14 protein-coding genes and 2 tRNA genes are annotated in these 13,530 nt (G+C 70.0%); 8 read left to right on the top strand and 8 right to left on the bottom strand.

The window, feature by feature from the left end:
• The first annotated feature begins 16 nt into the window (after positions 1 to 16).
• The 5 genes from cax to ABH927_RS08690 all read left to right on the top strand — a co-directional run bounded on the left by cax (position 17) and on the right by ABH927_RS08690 (position 4,846).
• A complete protein-coding gene (gene cax / locus ABH927_RS08710) occupies positions 17 to 1,108 on the top strand; it encodes a calcium/proton exchanger (RefSeq protein ID WP_370019708.1) in 1,092 nt (363 codons plus the stop codon).
• Positions 1,109 to 1,412: 304 nt separating this feature from the next.
• Positions 1,413 to 2,168, top strand: a complete 756-nt coding sequence (locus ABH927_RS08705) for a hypothetical protein (protein ID WP_370019707.1) — start codon at positions 1,413 to 1,415, stop codon at positions 2,166 to 2,168.
• Positions 2,169 to 2,392: 224 nt separating this feature from the next.
• On the top strand, positions 2,393 to 3,385 hold the full coding sequence (locus ABH927_RS08700; protein WP_370019705.1) for a YihY/virulence factor BrkB family protein: 993 nt from the start codon (positions 2,393 to 2,395) through the stop codon (positions 3,383 to 3,385).
• Positions 3,382 to 4,131: a phosphatase PAP2 family protein gene (locus ABH927_RS08695; protein WP_370019704.1), complete on the top strand. Its 750-nt coding sequence runs from the start codon at positions 3,382 to 3,384 to the stop codon at positions 4,129 to 4,131. Before ABH927_RS08700 ends, ABH927_RS08695 begins: the two co-directional genes overlap by 4 nt.
• Complete coding sequence (locus ABH927_RS08690) at positions 4,115 to 4,846, top strand: phosphatase PAP2 family protein (RefSeq protein ID WP_370019703.1); 732 nt, start codon at positions 4,115 to 4,117, stop codon at positions 4,844 to 4,846. The genes ABH927_RS08695 and ABH927_RS08690 overlap by 17 nt, the downstream gene beginning before the upstream one ends.
• Positions 4,847 to 4,854: 8 nt before the next feature.
• On the opposite strand, the gene ABH927_RS08685 is transcribed toward ABH927_RS08690, so the two are convergent.
• The 6 genes from ABH927_RS08685 to ABH927_RS08660 all read right to left on the bottom strand — a co-directional run bounded on the left by ABH927_RS08685 (position 4,855) and on the right by ABH927_RS08660 (position 7,546).
• Positions 4,855 to 5,508, bottom strand: coding sequence for a hypothetical protein (locus tag ABH927_RS08685; protein WP_370019701.1), 654 nt, complete (start codon positions 5,506 to 5,508; stop codon positions 4,855 to 4,857).
• A 123-nt stretch (positions 5,509 to 5,631) separates the two neighbouring features.
• Positions 5,632 to 5,874 (bottom strand): DUF5302 domain-containing protein, encoded by a 243-nt coding sequence (locus ABH927_RS08680; protein ID WP_370019700.1) that lies wholly within the window; start codon positions 5,872 to 5,874, stop codon positions 5,632 to 5,634.
• A 406-nt stretch (positions 5,875 to 6,280) separates the two neighbouring features.
• A complete protein-coding gene (locus ABH927_RS08675; protein ID WP_370019698.1) occupies positions 6,281 to 6,556 on the bottom strand; it encodes a hypothetical protein in 276 nt (91 codons plus the stop codon).
• Positions 6,557 to 6,653: 97 nt separating this feature from the next.
• Positions 6,654 to 6,727, bottom strand: a tRNA-Cys gene (locus tag ABH927_RS08670).
• Between the two features lie 30 nt (positions 6,728 to 6,757).
• Positions 6,758 to 6,829: transfer RNA gene (locus ABH927_RS08665), tRNA-Gly, on the bottom strand.
• Between the two features lie 54 nt (positions 6,830 to 6,883).
• Positions 6,884 to 7,546: an amino acid-binding protein gene (locus ABH927_RS08660; protein ID WP_370019697.1), complete on the bottom strand. Its 663-nt coding sequence runs from the start codon at positions 7,544 to 7,546 to the stop codon at positions 6,884 to 6,886.
• A 92-nt stretch (positions 7,547 to 7,638) separates the two neighbouring features.
• On the opposite strand from ABH927_RS08660, the gene dusB reads away from it, so the two are divergent.
• Positions 7,639 to 8,745 (top strand): tRNA dihydrouridine synthase DusB, encoded by a 1,107-nt coding sequence (dusB, locus tag ABH927_RS08655; protein WP_370019696.1) that lies wholly within the window; start codon positions 7,639 to 7,641, stop codon positions 8,743 to 8,745.
• On the opposite strand, the gene ABH927_RS08650 is transcribed toward dusB, so the two are convergent.
• Entirely contained in the window at positions 8,742 to 11,231 is a 2,490-nt protein-coding gene (locus tag ABH927_RS08650; RefSeq protein ID WP_370020216.1) for a DEAD/DEAH box helicase, read from the bottom strand. The two genes, dusB and ABH927_RS08650, sit on opposite strands and share 4 nt — an antisense overlap.
• Before the next feature lie 113 nt (positions 11,232 to 11,344).
• On the opposite strand from ABH927_RS08650, the gene ABH927_RS08645 reads away from it, so the two are divergent.
• Complete coding sequence (locus ABH927_RS08645; protein ID WP_370019695.1) at positions 11,345 to 12,490, top strand: sensor histidine kinase; 1,146 nt, start codon at positions 11,345 to 11,347, stop codon at positions 12,488 to 12,490.
• Here ABH927_RS08645 and ABH927_RS08640 read toward each other — a convergent pair.
• Positions 12,466 to 12,771: a hypothetical protein gene (locus tag ABH927_RS08640; protein ID WP_370020215.1), complete on the bottom strand. Its 306-nt coding sequence runs from the start codon at positions 12,769 to 12,771 to the stop codon at positions 12,466 to 12,468. The two genes, ABH927_RS08645 and ABH927_RS08640, sit on opposite strands and share 25 nt — an antisense overlap.
• Here ABH927_RS08640 and ABH927_RS08635 point away from each other — a divergent pair.
• Positions 12,667 to 13,371, top strand: a complete 705-nt coding sequence (locus ABH927_RS08635) for an SDR family NAD(P)-dependent oxidoreductase (RefSeq protein ID WP_370020213.1) — start codon at positions 12,667 to 12,669, stop codon at positions 13,369 to 13,371. The two genes, ABH927_RS08640 and ABH927_RS08635, sit on opposite strands and share 105 nt — an antisense overlap.
• Positions 13,372 to 13,530: the final 159 nt, after the last annotated feature.

The raw sequence follows: 13,530 nt of genomic DNA, 5'->3' as shown, positions 1-13,530 counted from the left end.
CCTACGATCATGCGTCGTGGGATTCTCGCGAGCGGACTGGCGGCTGATCGTTCTCTGTGTGCTGGGCAGCGCCGGAGCGGGGGTGACCCGGTTCGCCGGCGGGGGGACGGTCCTGCCGTTCGTGCTCTCCGGCATCGCCCTGGCACTGCTGGCGAGCCTGGTCGGCCGTAGCGTCGAGGCGCTGGGCGACCGGCTGGGCGCGGGCGCCACCGGCGTGGTGCAGAGCGCGCTGGGCAACCTGCCCGAGCTCTTCGTGGTCTTGTTCGCGCTCCGCGACGGGCTCTACGAGGTGGCGAGCGCATCCATCGTGGGCTCGATCCTGGCCAACGTGCTGCTCGTCCTCGGACTGGCGTTCGTGGTCGGCGGGGTCAAGAACGGCCCGCAGCGGTTCGGCGCCGAGTCGGCTCGCACGATCACCATGCTGCTCGTGCTCGCCGTGTTCGCGCTGCTCATCCCGGCGCTGACGGCGGCACTGCACACTCCGGCGGCCGGACACGAGCGTGGGCTGTCCATCATCGTGTCGATCTTGCTGCTCGGCCTCTTCGCGGCGTCCTTGCCCGCGGCCATCCGCCGCAGGAAGTCCGCCGAGGCCGCGCCCACGGCCGAACCGGCCGTGGCCGCTTCGGCCGAGCCGGGTCACCACGGGCCGAGCTGGCCGCTCGGAGTCGCCCTCGGCATGCTCGCCGTCACCGGTGTCGGCGCCGCCTTCGTGTCCGAGTGGTTCGTCCACGCCCTGGAGCCCGCGATGGGCACGCTCGGCATCTCGCAGGCGTTCGCCGGCCTGGTCATCGTGGCCATCGCCGGCAACGCGGTCGAGAACGTCGTCGGCATCCAGTTCGCCGCGAAGAACCAGTCCGACTACGCGCTCTCCGTGATCCTGCAGAGCCCCCTGCAGATCGCCCTGGTCATCGCCCCGGCCCTGGTGCTGCTGTCGCCGCTCGTCGGGGCCTCGTTCACCCTGGTGCTCCCGCCGCTGCTGATCGCGGCTCTGATCATCGCCGTGCTGGTCGCGGTCCTCGTGGTGCTCGACGGCGAGTCGACCTGGCTGGAGGGCGCCACGCTCATCGTGCTCTACTGCGTGATCGCCGCCGCCTTCTGGTGGGGCTGACCTTCATCGCACGTGATCATGCACGGATTCCTGGTGACCGCACCCCAGCTGTGCGAACGCCGTACGTGATCATGCACCTGTGACGGGTCTGCATGATCACGAGCCTACTGTCCGCAGCTCACCATAGGTGCGGATGAAGGTGTGCATGATCACGCGGAATGCCGGACCAACGGCTTGCAGCGGGCTTGCATGGACGCGGGTAAGCGGCGGTCAAGAGACGTGCAGGCGGGCGGGCCTATCACTGAGACGCAAGCCCCGGACGGCAACGGCCAGGCCGGGAACGACTCGCACTCAGGAGCCCACGATGAAGCGCACGATCAAGCGCACCGTCCTCGGTCTGGCCGTCACCGCGATCGCCGCCGCGGCCGCCGCCGTCCCCGCCACGCTGATGGCCACACCGGCCTCCGCCACCACCGCCACGACCGCCACCACCGGGGACTTCGGCCCCGACACCTGCCTTCAGGGCTACGTCTGGCGGGAGGCGCGCCCGAGCGACCGCGTCTGCGTCACCCCGGCCACCCGGAACCAGACCGCCGCCGACAACAGCGTCAAGGCCAGCCGCTGGACCTCCGGCCCGTTCGGCCCGCACACCTGCGTGAACGGCTACGTCTGGCGTGAGGCGTTCGTGGGCGACGACGTCTGCGTCCTCCCCTCGGTCCGCAGCCAGGCCCTGGCGGACAACGCCAAGGCCGCCGACCGCAAGGTCCTGGCCCGCCTGTGGATCACCCGGTACACCGTGCCGCCGCACGACAACGGCGACGGCACGTCCACCAGCACCTCGGTCGACGACATCCCGCGGCTCAAGCTCAACGGCGACCACTACAACTTCGGCCAGGTCAAGCTCTACATCCGCTACACCACCGGACGGCTCTACTGGAGCGGCTCGGTGAACGCCTCGGCCCACGCCGGGTACGCCGCGGGCAGCTTCGGCAAGAAGACCGACGTCTTCGACTGCACGGCTCCCGGACGGCCCGCGAACGGCTACGCCCAGGCTTACGACGTCCTCTCCGGCCGCTGGTCGGCCCGCGTTCCGGTCCGTGTCGGCTGCGCCGTGCTCTGACCGCTCACACAAATCGAGGGACCGGTTCCACGGGGGCCGGTCCCTCGCCTTGTCGTCTCCTGGCCGGCCCGTTCCGGAACCGTAGGGACTCCAGCTTTCTGGTTCCGGTGTTCGAAGACGGTCCGACGGGGTAGCTGAGTGCCCACGCCAGAAGCCGTTGTGACCGCCGGCGCCTCCCCCTGGGCACCGGATGGCACCTATAGACGATCGAGGTGACGACTGACATGGGAACCGCGACGAAGGTGCCGGAGACCACAAGCATGAGCGGCGACGAGTTGTCGGCCGATGACGCGTACGCCTCGATAAGGCGCTACGGGGGGTGGCGCCTCGTCCGCGACGCGTTCGTCCGGTTCCGGTACGGCGACGGGGTGAGCAACGCCCGGGCGCTGGCGTTCCAGGTTTGCCTCTCGATCATCCCCGGTGCCATCGCGATCGTGGGTCTCAGCTCGGTGCTCCATCAGGAGCACATCGGGCGGGTCCTGGAGCTCACCTTGCGCCGCCTCACTCCCGGCGCGGGGTCGGAGGTGATCAGGGAGACACTCGACGGCAGTCATCGCAGCGCGGGCGCCGGGGGGAGCCTCGCCCTGTGGCTGGGTCTCCTGACCGCCCTCGTGTCGCTGACGACGGCCATGGCGCAGTTCGAGCGCGGAGCGAACCGGATCTACGGCATCGAGCGTGACCGCCCCTTCAAGCGCAAGTACGGCAGGGCGCTGCTGATGGCCGTGACGGCGGGCGTCTTCATGAGCGTCGGGTTCGTCATCATGGTCGGCGGCGGGGCCGTCGGGGAGGCCTTCGCCAGGGTGTACGGCTGGGGCCACACGGCCACGGCGACGTGGGGGCTCCTGCGATGGCCGGTCGGCTTCCTGCTCGCGGTGCTGTCGATCTCGGTGCTGTTCCGCTCGTCCCCCCGCCGGAAGCAGCCGGGCCACACGTGGCTCGCGGTCGGCGCGACGGTCGGAGTGCTGCTGTGGATGCTGTTCACCTGGCTGCTCGCGCGCTACACCGAGAGCAGCGGCACCTTCGGCGCGACGTACGGCCCGCTCACCGCCGTCATGGCCCTCCTGCTGTGGTCGTTCCTGAGCTCGGTGGCCCTGTTCCTGGGGCTGTCCTTCTCGGCCCAGCTCGAGGCCTGCCGGGCGGGTCAGACCGAGCCGGCCACTCCCGATCCCGGTCCTTCGGCCCAGGAGGAGCGGCAGCCCCTGGTGAGCCGCCGATGAGCTGGTTCCTGAGGCGGCTCGACCGCGACCACAAGCTTGGGCTGCGGCTCACCGTGGCGACCGGCGCCCTCGTGCTCATCGTGGTGCCCTTCACGCTGCTGCTGGTCCTCGTGAAATCGTCGTTCGGGCCGCTCAACAAGATCGACCAGGGCGCCGCCCACTCCCTGCACTCCTATGCCTACGCCCATCCCGGCTTCGCCCGCGCGATGGCGCTGATCAGCGATGTCTTCGCACCGCTCACCTGGCGGATCGCCGTGGGCGTGGCGGTCGCCTGGCTGCTGTACCGGAGGGCCACCCAGCTGGCGCTCTGGGCGGCCACCACGATCACCGTGGGCGGCCTGCTCGGCCTCGGCCTGAAGGTGGTCGTCGCCCGGGCCCGCCCCGACCTGCCCGATCCCGTGGCCATCGCGCCGGGCGCGTCGTTCCCCTCGGGACACACGGTGAACGCGATGCTCGGCACCGGGATCCTCCTGCTCCTCGCCCTTCCCATGCTGCGGGGCCGGGGACGGGTGGTCGCCTGGGTGCTGGCGCTCGTGATCCCCGCGGCGGTGGGATTCAGCCGGATCGCGCTGGGCGTCCACTGGGTCAGCGACGTGGTGGCCGGGCTGGCGCTCGCGGTGGCCGTCATCGCCGCCACCGCCGCGGCGTTCGAGACATGGCGCAGGGATCTGGGCCGCCGGCCCGTCGAACCGTACAAGGAAGGCGTCGAACCGGAAATGGGAGGGCGACTTGGCCACCGATATTGATCAGGCGACTGCGAGCGGCGCGGCGCGGCGCGCCGGGTTGGGGGAGATCGCCGGCGACGTCGCCCGGCGGATCCTCCTGCCGCTCGCGCTGATGGCCGTCGTGACGCTCGGCGTCGGGCTGCTGATCACCAAGGTCCTGGCGCACAGCGCGTTCATCGCGGGGGACGAGGCGGTCAGCCGGGAGATCGCGCAGGACCGCACGCCGTTCTGGAACGACGTCACGCACTACATGTCGATGCTGTCCGACACCCCCATCGTCATCGCGGCGACGGCCGTGCTGGTGATCCTCTTCCGGCTGGCCTTCCACCGCTGGCGGGAGTCGGTGTTCCTCGTGGCGGTCGTCTGCGCCCAGTCCGCGATCTTCCTGCTCGCGACCGTGTTCGCCCAGCGGCCCCGGCCGTACGTCAAGCACCTCGACCCGGCGCCCCCCACCTCCAGCTATCCGTCGGGGCACACGAGCGCCGCGGTGGCGTTCTACTGCGGGGTCGCGCTGGTGCTGACCCTTCACACGCACCGCCACAAGATTCTGAACGTCCTCTGGTGGGTGCTGGGTCTCGGCGCGGCGCTCGCGGTCCCCTTCGCGAGGCTCTACCGGGGGATGCACCACCTGAGCGACATCGGCTGGGGCTTCCTTCTCGGGGTCTTCTGCCTGATCGTGGTCGGCCACGCCGTACTCATCCGTCCCGTGACACGAGACGGCGCCACGGCGGCGTAGAAGGACGATCAGCGGATCGTGAGGCGGCAGGCGTCCGCCCAGCGGGCCGGGTCGACCGGCTGCGGGCGGACCAGGGCCGAGCAGTCGGCGATCGTCTCCGCGAGCAGGTCGCGCAGCAGCGGGTCCGGGTCGGCGACGCAGGCCTGGGCGATCCCGCGGACCGCGAGCTGCACCGCGTTCGGCGCGGCGTACCGGCGGAAGCCCTTGGCCGAGATCCGGACGCCGCGCCGGAACGCGTACGCCCACCGCGTCGCGTCGGGCACCTGCTCCAGCGCCCGGCGGCTGCGGTCTTCCAGGCTGCCGGGAGGCCGTCCCTCCAGTTCGGCGAGCACGTGCTCGGCCGAGAGGATCGACACCGCCATGGCGAGCTGCCGTTCGTGCGCCACGACCGGCAGCGCCATCGTCGCGCAGCGCAGGGCGATCCGGGCGTCCAGCCGCGGGTCGTCGCCGGTGAGCCCGATTACCGAGGGGATGAGCTCGGCGAGGCGCGGCCGGGCCGCGTCCGAGGTGTGGTCGTTGACCAGGCGTGCGAGCCCGGCCAGCAGCGGGTGGGTGCACGACGGGTGGTCGCTCCACCGTTCACCCGCGAGGTACGACGCGAACTCCATGAAGCACGCGCCCTTGCTGGAATTGCGGTGCTTACCGCGTGACAGCACCGGCATCGCTGGAGGTATGTCACCGTGCACGAGTCACTCCACCAGAATCGCCCACCATGTCTCTTTCCAGTGTGCGCTCGGCGGAGTTCGTTGAGAAGGTCTTCCCGCGCGGACTCCCGGGGTGCGGCGTCAGCCGCCGCTCTTGCGGCGGAACGAGCGGCGGCCGCCGGCCGCGCCCTGTGCGCCGTGGATCTTCGCGGAACCCTTGCCCTGCCCGCCCGCGTTCGCCTCGGCCTGCGTGCGCCGCTTGCGGTCCAGAGCCTCGCGGAACTTGCGCTTCAGCTCGTCCTCGGGGGCTTCCGCCTCGACTGTGGCTTCCGCCTCGACTGGGGACTCCGCCTCGGCCGCGGTTTCCGGCTCGGTGTCAGCCATGGGGACCTCCTGTGGGAACGAGCCGCCGCCCGGACCCAGCGCCCCGGCGGCGCGGTGTTCACTCTATCGCCACTTGAACCACTGGTCCGTGACGGCGGCCCCTCATGACCCTCGCCCGTGTTGCGGGGCAAAAATCATGAACTCAGGCTTTGCTTCCCTGGGGTGACCGCACCTTTTCCCGGCACCTAGCGTGTTGAGTAGGTCTGAACGCCGATTAGGCGTCATCCCGGGGACCGTTCGTTCCGACGCTCCGTAAGCCCAGGCATCGCCAGGGCATGATCATCGCCATACGGAGTGATCTCGCATGTTCAAGGAAGCTCTCGCCGCTGGCGCGATGGTGGCCTCTGCCCTCGTCGCTCCGGTGACCATGCCGGTCCAGCCCGCCAGTGCGGGCACCATGGCGCACTCAGTCAGCGCGGCGCCGCTGCAACCATGCCGAGGAGGAGACTGCAGGCGTCGACATCACCGGCATCACCACCGCCGGCACATGCAACAGCAGCAGCAGCAACAGCAGCAGCTGGGTGGCCGGCACCGTCACCGCAGGCACCTGGAGGAGCGGCTGGAACGCCGAGAACGACAGCAGCAGCAGCAACAGCAGCAACAGCAGCAGGGGGGCTTCGGGCAGCAGCAACAACAACAGCAGCAACAGCAGGGAGGCGGAGGACAGCAGCAGCAACAGCAACAGCAGCAGTGACAGTGAGACAGCTATAGCGCCGGATCGAACCCCGAGACAGACCATCGCCCCACGAGGAAATCTCCTCGTGGGGCGATCTTCGCATTGGAGGTGGAGACGGGATTTGAACCCGTGTACGCGGCTTTGCAGGCCGCTGCCTCGCCTCTCGGCCACTCCACCGAGCGAGGCCCCGGCACTCAGACCTCTCGGAGCGGAAGACGGGATTCGAACCCGCGACCCTCACCTTGGCAAGGTGATGCTCTACCACTGAGCCACTTCCGCGTCCGCCTCACGGCGACGTCGTCACTGTATCGGGTTTTTGGCACCAGTGCGTACTCATAACCGCTGGGCCGACATCTTCCTGAAGGCCCGGTCGGCCCCGCGTTCGATCGCGGGCAGCATCAGGAAGATCTCCAGAATGCGGGTGAGCCGGTGCACCTCGTTGCGATGGAAGCCGGGGCCCTCGGCCCTCGCCAGCATGATCGACAGCGCCAGTGGGGGCAGCGGAGCGGTGATCACGTGCAGGCCGGACGGGAGCGTCCCAGCGGTCGGGCGGGCCGGCGTGTCGTCGGGGAGCGGGACGTCGGCCGGCGCCCGCCAGCTCGAATAGACCACCGATCGGGGGAGCTTCTCGGTCGCGGCGGCCGCCCAGTCGGCGCTGAACAGCACCGGCATGGAGTCGATGAGCGTGGCGAGGGCGCGGTCGCCCGCCGTGGTGAGGAACTTGAGGATCTCCAGCTCGGGGTAGGTGCCGGGTGCCTCCCTGGTGGCCCAGATCCCGTCGATCCGGACGCCCTCGACGCTCTCCAGGGCGTGGACGAGATACTCCCGGGGAGCCGCGTCCGGCCAGTAGACGGTGAAGTCGTCCAGCGCCCGCCCGTCGCCCCGGTCGAGGACGATGACCTGGGTGATGTCCGCCCCGGCTGACCCGAGCGCGCGGGTGACCTGGCCAAGCGACCCTGGACGGTCCGGCAAGGCGATTCTCAGCCGCAGCAGCATGGTTACCTCCCCGAGCGCTAGAGTAACCGGACAAAAGCCCCACGTCCATGATCTTGTACGGCTCATGCCCCGCGGCAGGCGAAAATGGGCAGGTGAAAATCGGGACGTACGAGGTCTGGCCCCCTGTGGTGCTCGCGCCGATGGCGGGCATCACCAACATCGGTTTCCGCAGGCTGTGCCGGGAGCAGGGCGGCGGGCTGTTCGTCTCCGAGATGATCACCTCCAGGGCGCTGGTGGAGCGGGTGCCGCTGACCTTCCAGATGATCCGCTTCGGCGTGGAGGAGACGCCGCGGAGCATCCAGCTCTACGGGGTCGATCCCGTCATCATCGGCAAGGCGGCCAGGATGATCGCCGAAGAGGACCTGGCCGACCACATCGACCTCAACTTCGGCTGCCCGGTGCCCAAGGTCACCAGGAGGGGCGGCGGGTCGGCTCTGCCGTACAAGCGGAACCTGCTGCGCGCGATCCTCCGGGAGACCGTCCGGAACGCCGGGCCGCTGCCGGTGACGATGAAGATGCGCAAGGGCATCGACGACGACCATTTGACGTACCTGGACGCGGGCCGGATCGCCGTCGAGGAGGGCGTCGCCGCCGTCGCCCTGCACGCGCGCACGGCCATGCAGCACTACGGGGGCACCGCCGACTGGGACGCGATCAAGCGGCTCAGGGACGCCGTGCCGGAGATCCCGGTGCTCGGCAACGGCGACATCTGGAGCGCCGACGACGCGCTCCGCATGGTCGCGGAGACCGGCTGCGACGGCGTCGTCATCGGCCGGGGATGCCTGGGCCGTCCCTGGCTGTTCCGCGACCTGGACCTGGCCTTCGAGGGTACGGCGGAGCGGACCAGGCCCTCCCTGGGCGAGGTGAGCGCGATGATGGTCCGCCATGCCGAGCTGCTGTGCGAGGTCATCGGGAGCGAGCCGCACGGCCTGGCCGACTTCCGCAAGCACGTGGGGTGGTACCTGAAGGGGTTCGTGATCGGCGCGGAGACCCGGCGGGCCCTCACCACCGTCACGAGCCTGGCCGATCTCCGCGAGCGTGTCGCGGAGCTGGACCAGGACCAGCCGTGGCCCGCCGAGGCCGACGGCCCGCGCGGCAAGAGCGGTGAGCGCTCGAAGGTCGCCCTGCCGCACGGCTGGCTGGACGACCCGGACGAGATGGCCGCCCTCGACGCGGAGGATCCGACCTCCGGCGGCTAGAGACGGTTGAAGGCCGTGACGTGGAGGACGGCGGTGCCCTCCTCGTCGGAGGCGGCCAGGTCGACCTCGGCGCCGATCCCCCAGTCGTGGTCGCCGGCCGGGTCGTCGATGACCTGGCGGACCCGCCACAGCTCCTTCTCCTCCTCGATGAGCAGGAGCGCGGGGCCGCGGGCGGCGGGGCCGGTGCCGATCTCCTCGTGCTCGTCGTAGTACGCGTCGAGGGCGGCGGCCCAGTCCACGTCCGGGTAGAGCTCGACCAGCTCCTCCTCGCGGTCGAGGGCGGCCAGCTCCACCATGCGGAACATCGCGTTGCGGACGAGCACCCGGAAGGCGCGGGCATTGGCGGTGACCGGCCGGATGCGGGTCTCCAGCTCGTCGCGGGACTCCAGGGCCTCGGACGGGTTGGCCAGCTTCTCCCACTCGTCGATCAGGCTGGAGTCGACCTGGCGGACCAGCTCGCCGAGCCATTCGATGAGGTCGATCAGGTCGTCGCTCTTGAGATGCTCGGGGACCGTCTTGGACAGCGTGCGGTACGCGTCGGCCAGGTAGCGCAGCACCGTGCCCTCAGAGCGGGCCAGCTCGTAGAACTGGATGTACTCGGTGAAGGTCATGGCCCGCTCGTACATGTCGCGGACGATGGTCTTGGGGCTCACGACGTGGTCGCCGACCCACGGGTGCCCCTGCCGGTAGGTCTCGTACGCCCCGAACAGCAGATCGGCCAGCGGCATCGGGTACGTCACCTCGGCGAGAAGCTCCATCCGCTCCTCGTACTCGATCCCGTCGGCCTTCATCTGCGCGACGGCCTCGCCGCGCGCCTTGTTGAGCTGGGCGTGCAGGATCTGCCGGGGGTCGTCGAGCGTCGACTCGACGATCGAGACGATGTCCAGCGCGTACGTCGGGGACTCCGGGTTGAGCAGCTCGAACGTGGCGAGGGCGAACGTGGACAGCGCCTGGTTGAGCGCGAAGTCCTCCTGGAGGTCCACGGTCAGCCGCGCCCTGCGGCCGTGCTCGTCGGGCTCCTTGAGTGTCTCGACGATCCCTCCGGCGAGCAGCGACCGGTAGATCGCGATCGCGTGGCTGATGTGCCGGCGCTGGGCCTTGCGGTCCTCGTGGTTGTCGGTGAGCAGCCGCTTCATCGCCTGGAAGCAGTCGCCGGGCCGGTTGATGATCGACAGAAGCATGGCGTTGCTGACCTTGAACCGGGAGGTCAGCGGCTCCGGCTCGGCCGTCTGCAGCTTCTCGAACGTGTCCTCGCTCCAGCCGACGAAGCCCTCCGGCGGCTTCTTGCGGGCGTAGCCGCGGCGCCTCTTGGGATCGTCTCCGATCTTGGCCAGGGCCCGCTCGTTCTCGATGACGTGGTCGGGCGCCTGGCAGACGACGTAGCCGACCGTGTCGAAGCCCGCCCGCCCCGCCCGGCCCGCGATCTGGTGGAACTCCCGGGCGCGCAGCCGCCGCACCCGGTTGCCGTCGAACTTCGACAGCGCCGTGAACAGCACCGTGCGGATCGGGACGTTGACCCCGACGCCGAGCGTGTCCGTCCCGCAGATGACCTTCAGCAGCCCCGCCTGGGCCAGCCGCTCCACCAGGCGGCGGTATTTTGGCAGCATCCCGGCGTGGTGGACGCCGATGCCGTGCCGTACGAGCCGGGACAGGGCCCGGCCGAACCGCGTGGTGAACCGGAAGTTCCCGATGAGGGAGGCGATGGCCTCCTTCTCGGCCTTGGAGGCCATATTGATGCTCATCAGAGCCTGGGCCCGCTCCATCGCGGCCGCCTGGGTGAAGTGGACCACGTAGACCGGCGCCTGCTGGGTGGACAGCAGCTCCTCCAGCGTCTCGTGCAGCGGCGTCACCCGGTAGGAGTAGATCAGCGGCACCGGCCGCTCGGCGTTCTTGACCACCGCCGTCTGGCGGCCCGTCCGGCGGGTCAGGTCCTTCTCGAAGCGCTCGACGTCGCCGAGCGTCGCCGACATCAGCACGAACTGGGCCTGCGGTAGCTCCAGCAGCGGCACCTGCCACGCCCACCCGCGGTCGGGCTCGGCGTAGAAGTGGAACTCGTCCATGATCACGGTGCCGACGTCGGCGTCCGCGCCGTCCCGCAGGGCGATCTGGGCGAGGATCTCGGCGGTGCAGCAGATGATCGGCGCGTCCGAGTTGACCGAGGCGTCGCCGGTCATCATGCCGACGTTCTCCGTGCCGAAGATCGAGCACAGGTCGAAGAACTTCTCCGACACCAGGGCCTTGATGGGGGCGGTGTAGAAGCTCACCTCATCTCTGGCCAGCGCCGCGAAGTGCGCGCCGGCGGCGACGAGGCTCTTCCCCGAGCCCGTTGGCGTCGAAAGGATGACGTTGTTGCCGGAGACGACCTCGATCAGCGCCTCCTCCTGCGCCGGGTACAGCGTGAGCCCCCGCTCGGAGTTCCAGGCCACGAACGCCTCGAACAGCGAGTCGGGCTCGGAGTCAGTGGGGAGGTGCCGGATGAGGCTCATGCTTTCGCTCACCCCCCTATCCTGCCGAAGCGATCGGGGTGTTCGGACCGACGCGCGGGCGCATGGGCGTGGCGGTGCGAGAAGTGCCAGGTCAAAGCCACAGACTAGGTCTCATGGGGGAGATGCGGGCCCGGTTCGCCGAGCGGCCGGTGATCGTCGACGCGCTGCTCGCCTGCGCCGTGCTCGCCTATGCCATCCCGCCGGCGCTGACGGGCCGGCCGTTCTCCGGGCTTCTCTCCTGGTGGCCCGTGCCGCCCTGGGTCGCTGTCTGGGGCGCGGTCCTGTCCGCGGTCGCCGCGGCCCTCAGCATGCTGGTACGGCGGCGCACGGCATGGCCCTCGATCGTCGCCTCGCTCCTCTGTCTCGCCCTCACCGGCCAGGGAGTGGCGGTCACCGTCGCCGCCTACTCGATGACGGCCGAGGACACCGCCCGCCGGTGGCGGCTGACCGCGGCCGTCATGACCGCGGTCTACATCGTGCTCGATCACCTGAACCCGGGCCCGGACCGCCTCCTCGTCCTCAGCGCCGTGCGCGCCGTCACGCTGGTCTACCTGCCCGCGCTGATCGGGACATGGGTGCGGGGGTGCCGCACGACGCTGGCGGGGGTGTGGCAACGCGAGGAGCAGGCCGCGTCGCGGGAGCGCCGCCGTATCGCGGGGGAGATGCACGACACCGTGACGCACGCCGTCACCGTCATGGTGCTCAACGCGGGCCTCATCCAGGACACCCAGGACCTGGGCGAGATCCGGCGGCTCGCCAGGAGCATCGAGGACAAGGGCGTGCGGGCGCTGACGGAGCTCCGCGAGGTGCTTACGGTGCTGCGCCGCAGGGACATGCCCCCCTCCGCCGAAGGGCTGGAGGCGATCCCGCAGCTCGTGGCGGAGGGCAACGCGACCGGCCTCAAGTGCGGCCTCCATCTCGACGTCCCCGAGGGGACGGTCGCCAGGGAAGCCGCGCACGCCTGCTACCGGGTGGTCCAGGAAGGGCTCAACAACGTGCGCAAGCACGCTCCCGCGTCCGAGGTGCGGATCACCTGCGAGGCCCGCGACGACGTGGTGACGGTCGCGGTGGTGAACAGCGCCGAAGGGCGGCTCCGGCCGTACCCCGCCGCTCCCCGGATCGGGTCGGGTTACGGGCTGGTCGGCCTCAAGGAGCGGGTCAACCTCATCGGGGGCTGGCTCACCTCAGGGCCGACGCCGGAGGGAGGCTTCGCGCTGACCGCCCGCATCCCCTGTCACCCACCGGACGGTGAGCGATAGGCGCTGAGGGCCTTGAGCCTCCGGAGGGACTCCTGCGAGCGCGAGCCCGGCACCGGCGCGTAGATCACTAACCGCTGGTCGCGGTCCGGCACATGGAGCACCTGGCAGTCCACGTCTATCGGGCCGACGAGGGGATGGACGAGCCGCTTTCGCTGGTCCCTGCGGACCTCGACGTCGTGGGACGCCCACAGCTCCGCGAACGCGGGGCTGCACGCCAGCAGCTCGGCGGCCAGGTCCTTGATGCCCTTGTCGTCGGGATACCGCCCCGCCGCCGCGCGCAGGTCCCGGACCGCGGACCGGGCGAACCGGCCGCCGCCCGCCTGGGCGCCCGGTTCGTCCAGATCGACGTGACCTCGCCCGAGTCGGTGGCCGCCGCCAAGCGGATCGAGGAGGAGTACGGCACGCTCGACATCCTCGTCAACAACGCCGGCATCGCGCAGGGCGGCTCGACGCCGAGCCAGACACCGCTCGACATGACACGGACCGTCTACGAGACGAACGTCTTCGGCGTCATCGCGGTGACCAACGCCATGCTGCCCCTGCTGCGCAGGTCACCCGCCGCCAGGATCGTGAACGTGTCGAGCGAGCTGGGCTCGCTGGAGCTGGCTTCCAACCCCGAAAGCCCCTTCTACGGGCTCAACGGGATCGCCTACCAGTCGTCCAAGACCGCGCTCAACATGGTCACCGTGTGCTACGCCAAGGAGTTCACGGATATGAAGATCAACGCGTGCAATCCCGGATACTGCGCCACGGACCTCAACGCCCACTCCGGCTTCCGGACGGCGGAGCAGGGCGCCGCGATAGCCGTACGGCTGGCCCTCCTGGACGCGGACGGCCCCACCGGGGCGTTCCTCGGGGACGACGGCCCCTTGCCTTGGTAACCCCGCCCAAACCCACGTGATCATGCACTTCGCGCATGCTGTGTGATCACGAAGGTCTCATGGCCTCAACGCCGTTGCGTTTGGCTGTCTGCGGCTGAGTCAAGGGCCTTGAGGACGCGAACGGGACTTCTGGTAGATCAACTTGTGTCGAGCAAGGCG

Source organism: Planotetraspora sp. GP83, from assembly GCF_041262585.1.
Classification (GTDB): Bacteria; Actinomycetota; Actinomycetes; order Streptosporangiales; family Streptosporangiaceae; genus JAOEGB01.
Note: the sequence above shows the minus strand (reverse complement) of the source record. Positions and strands in the feature narration are given on the sequence as shown.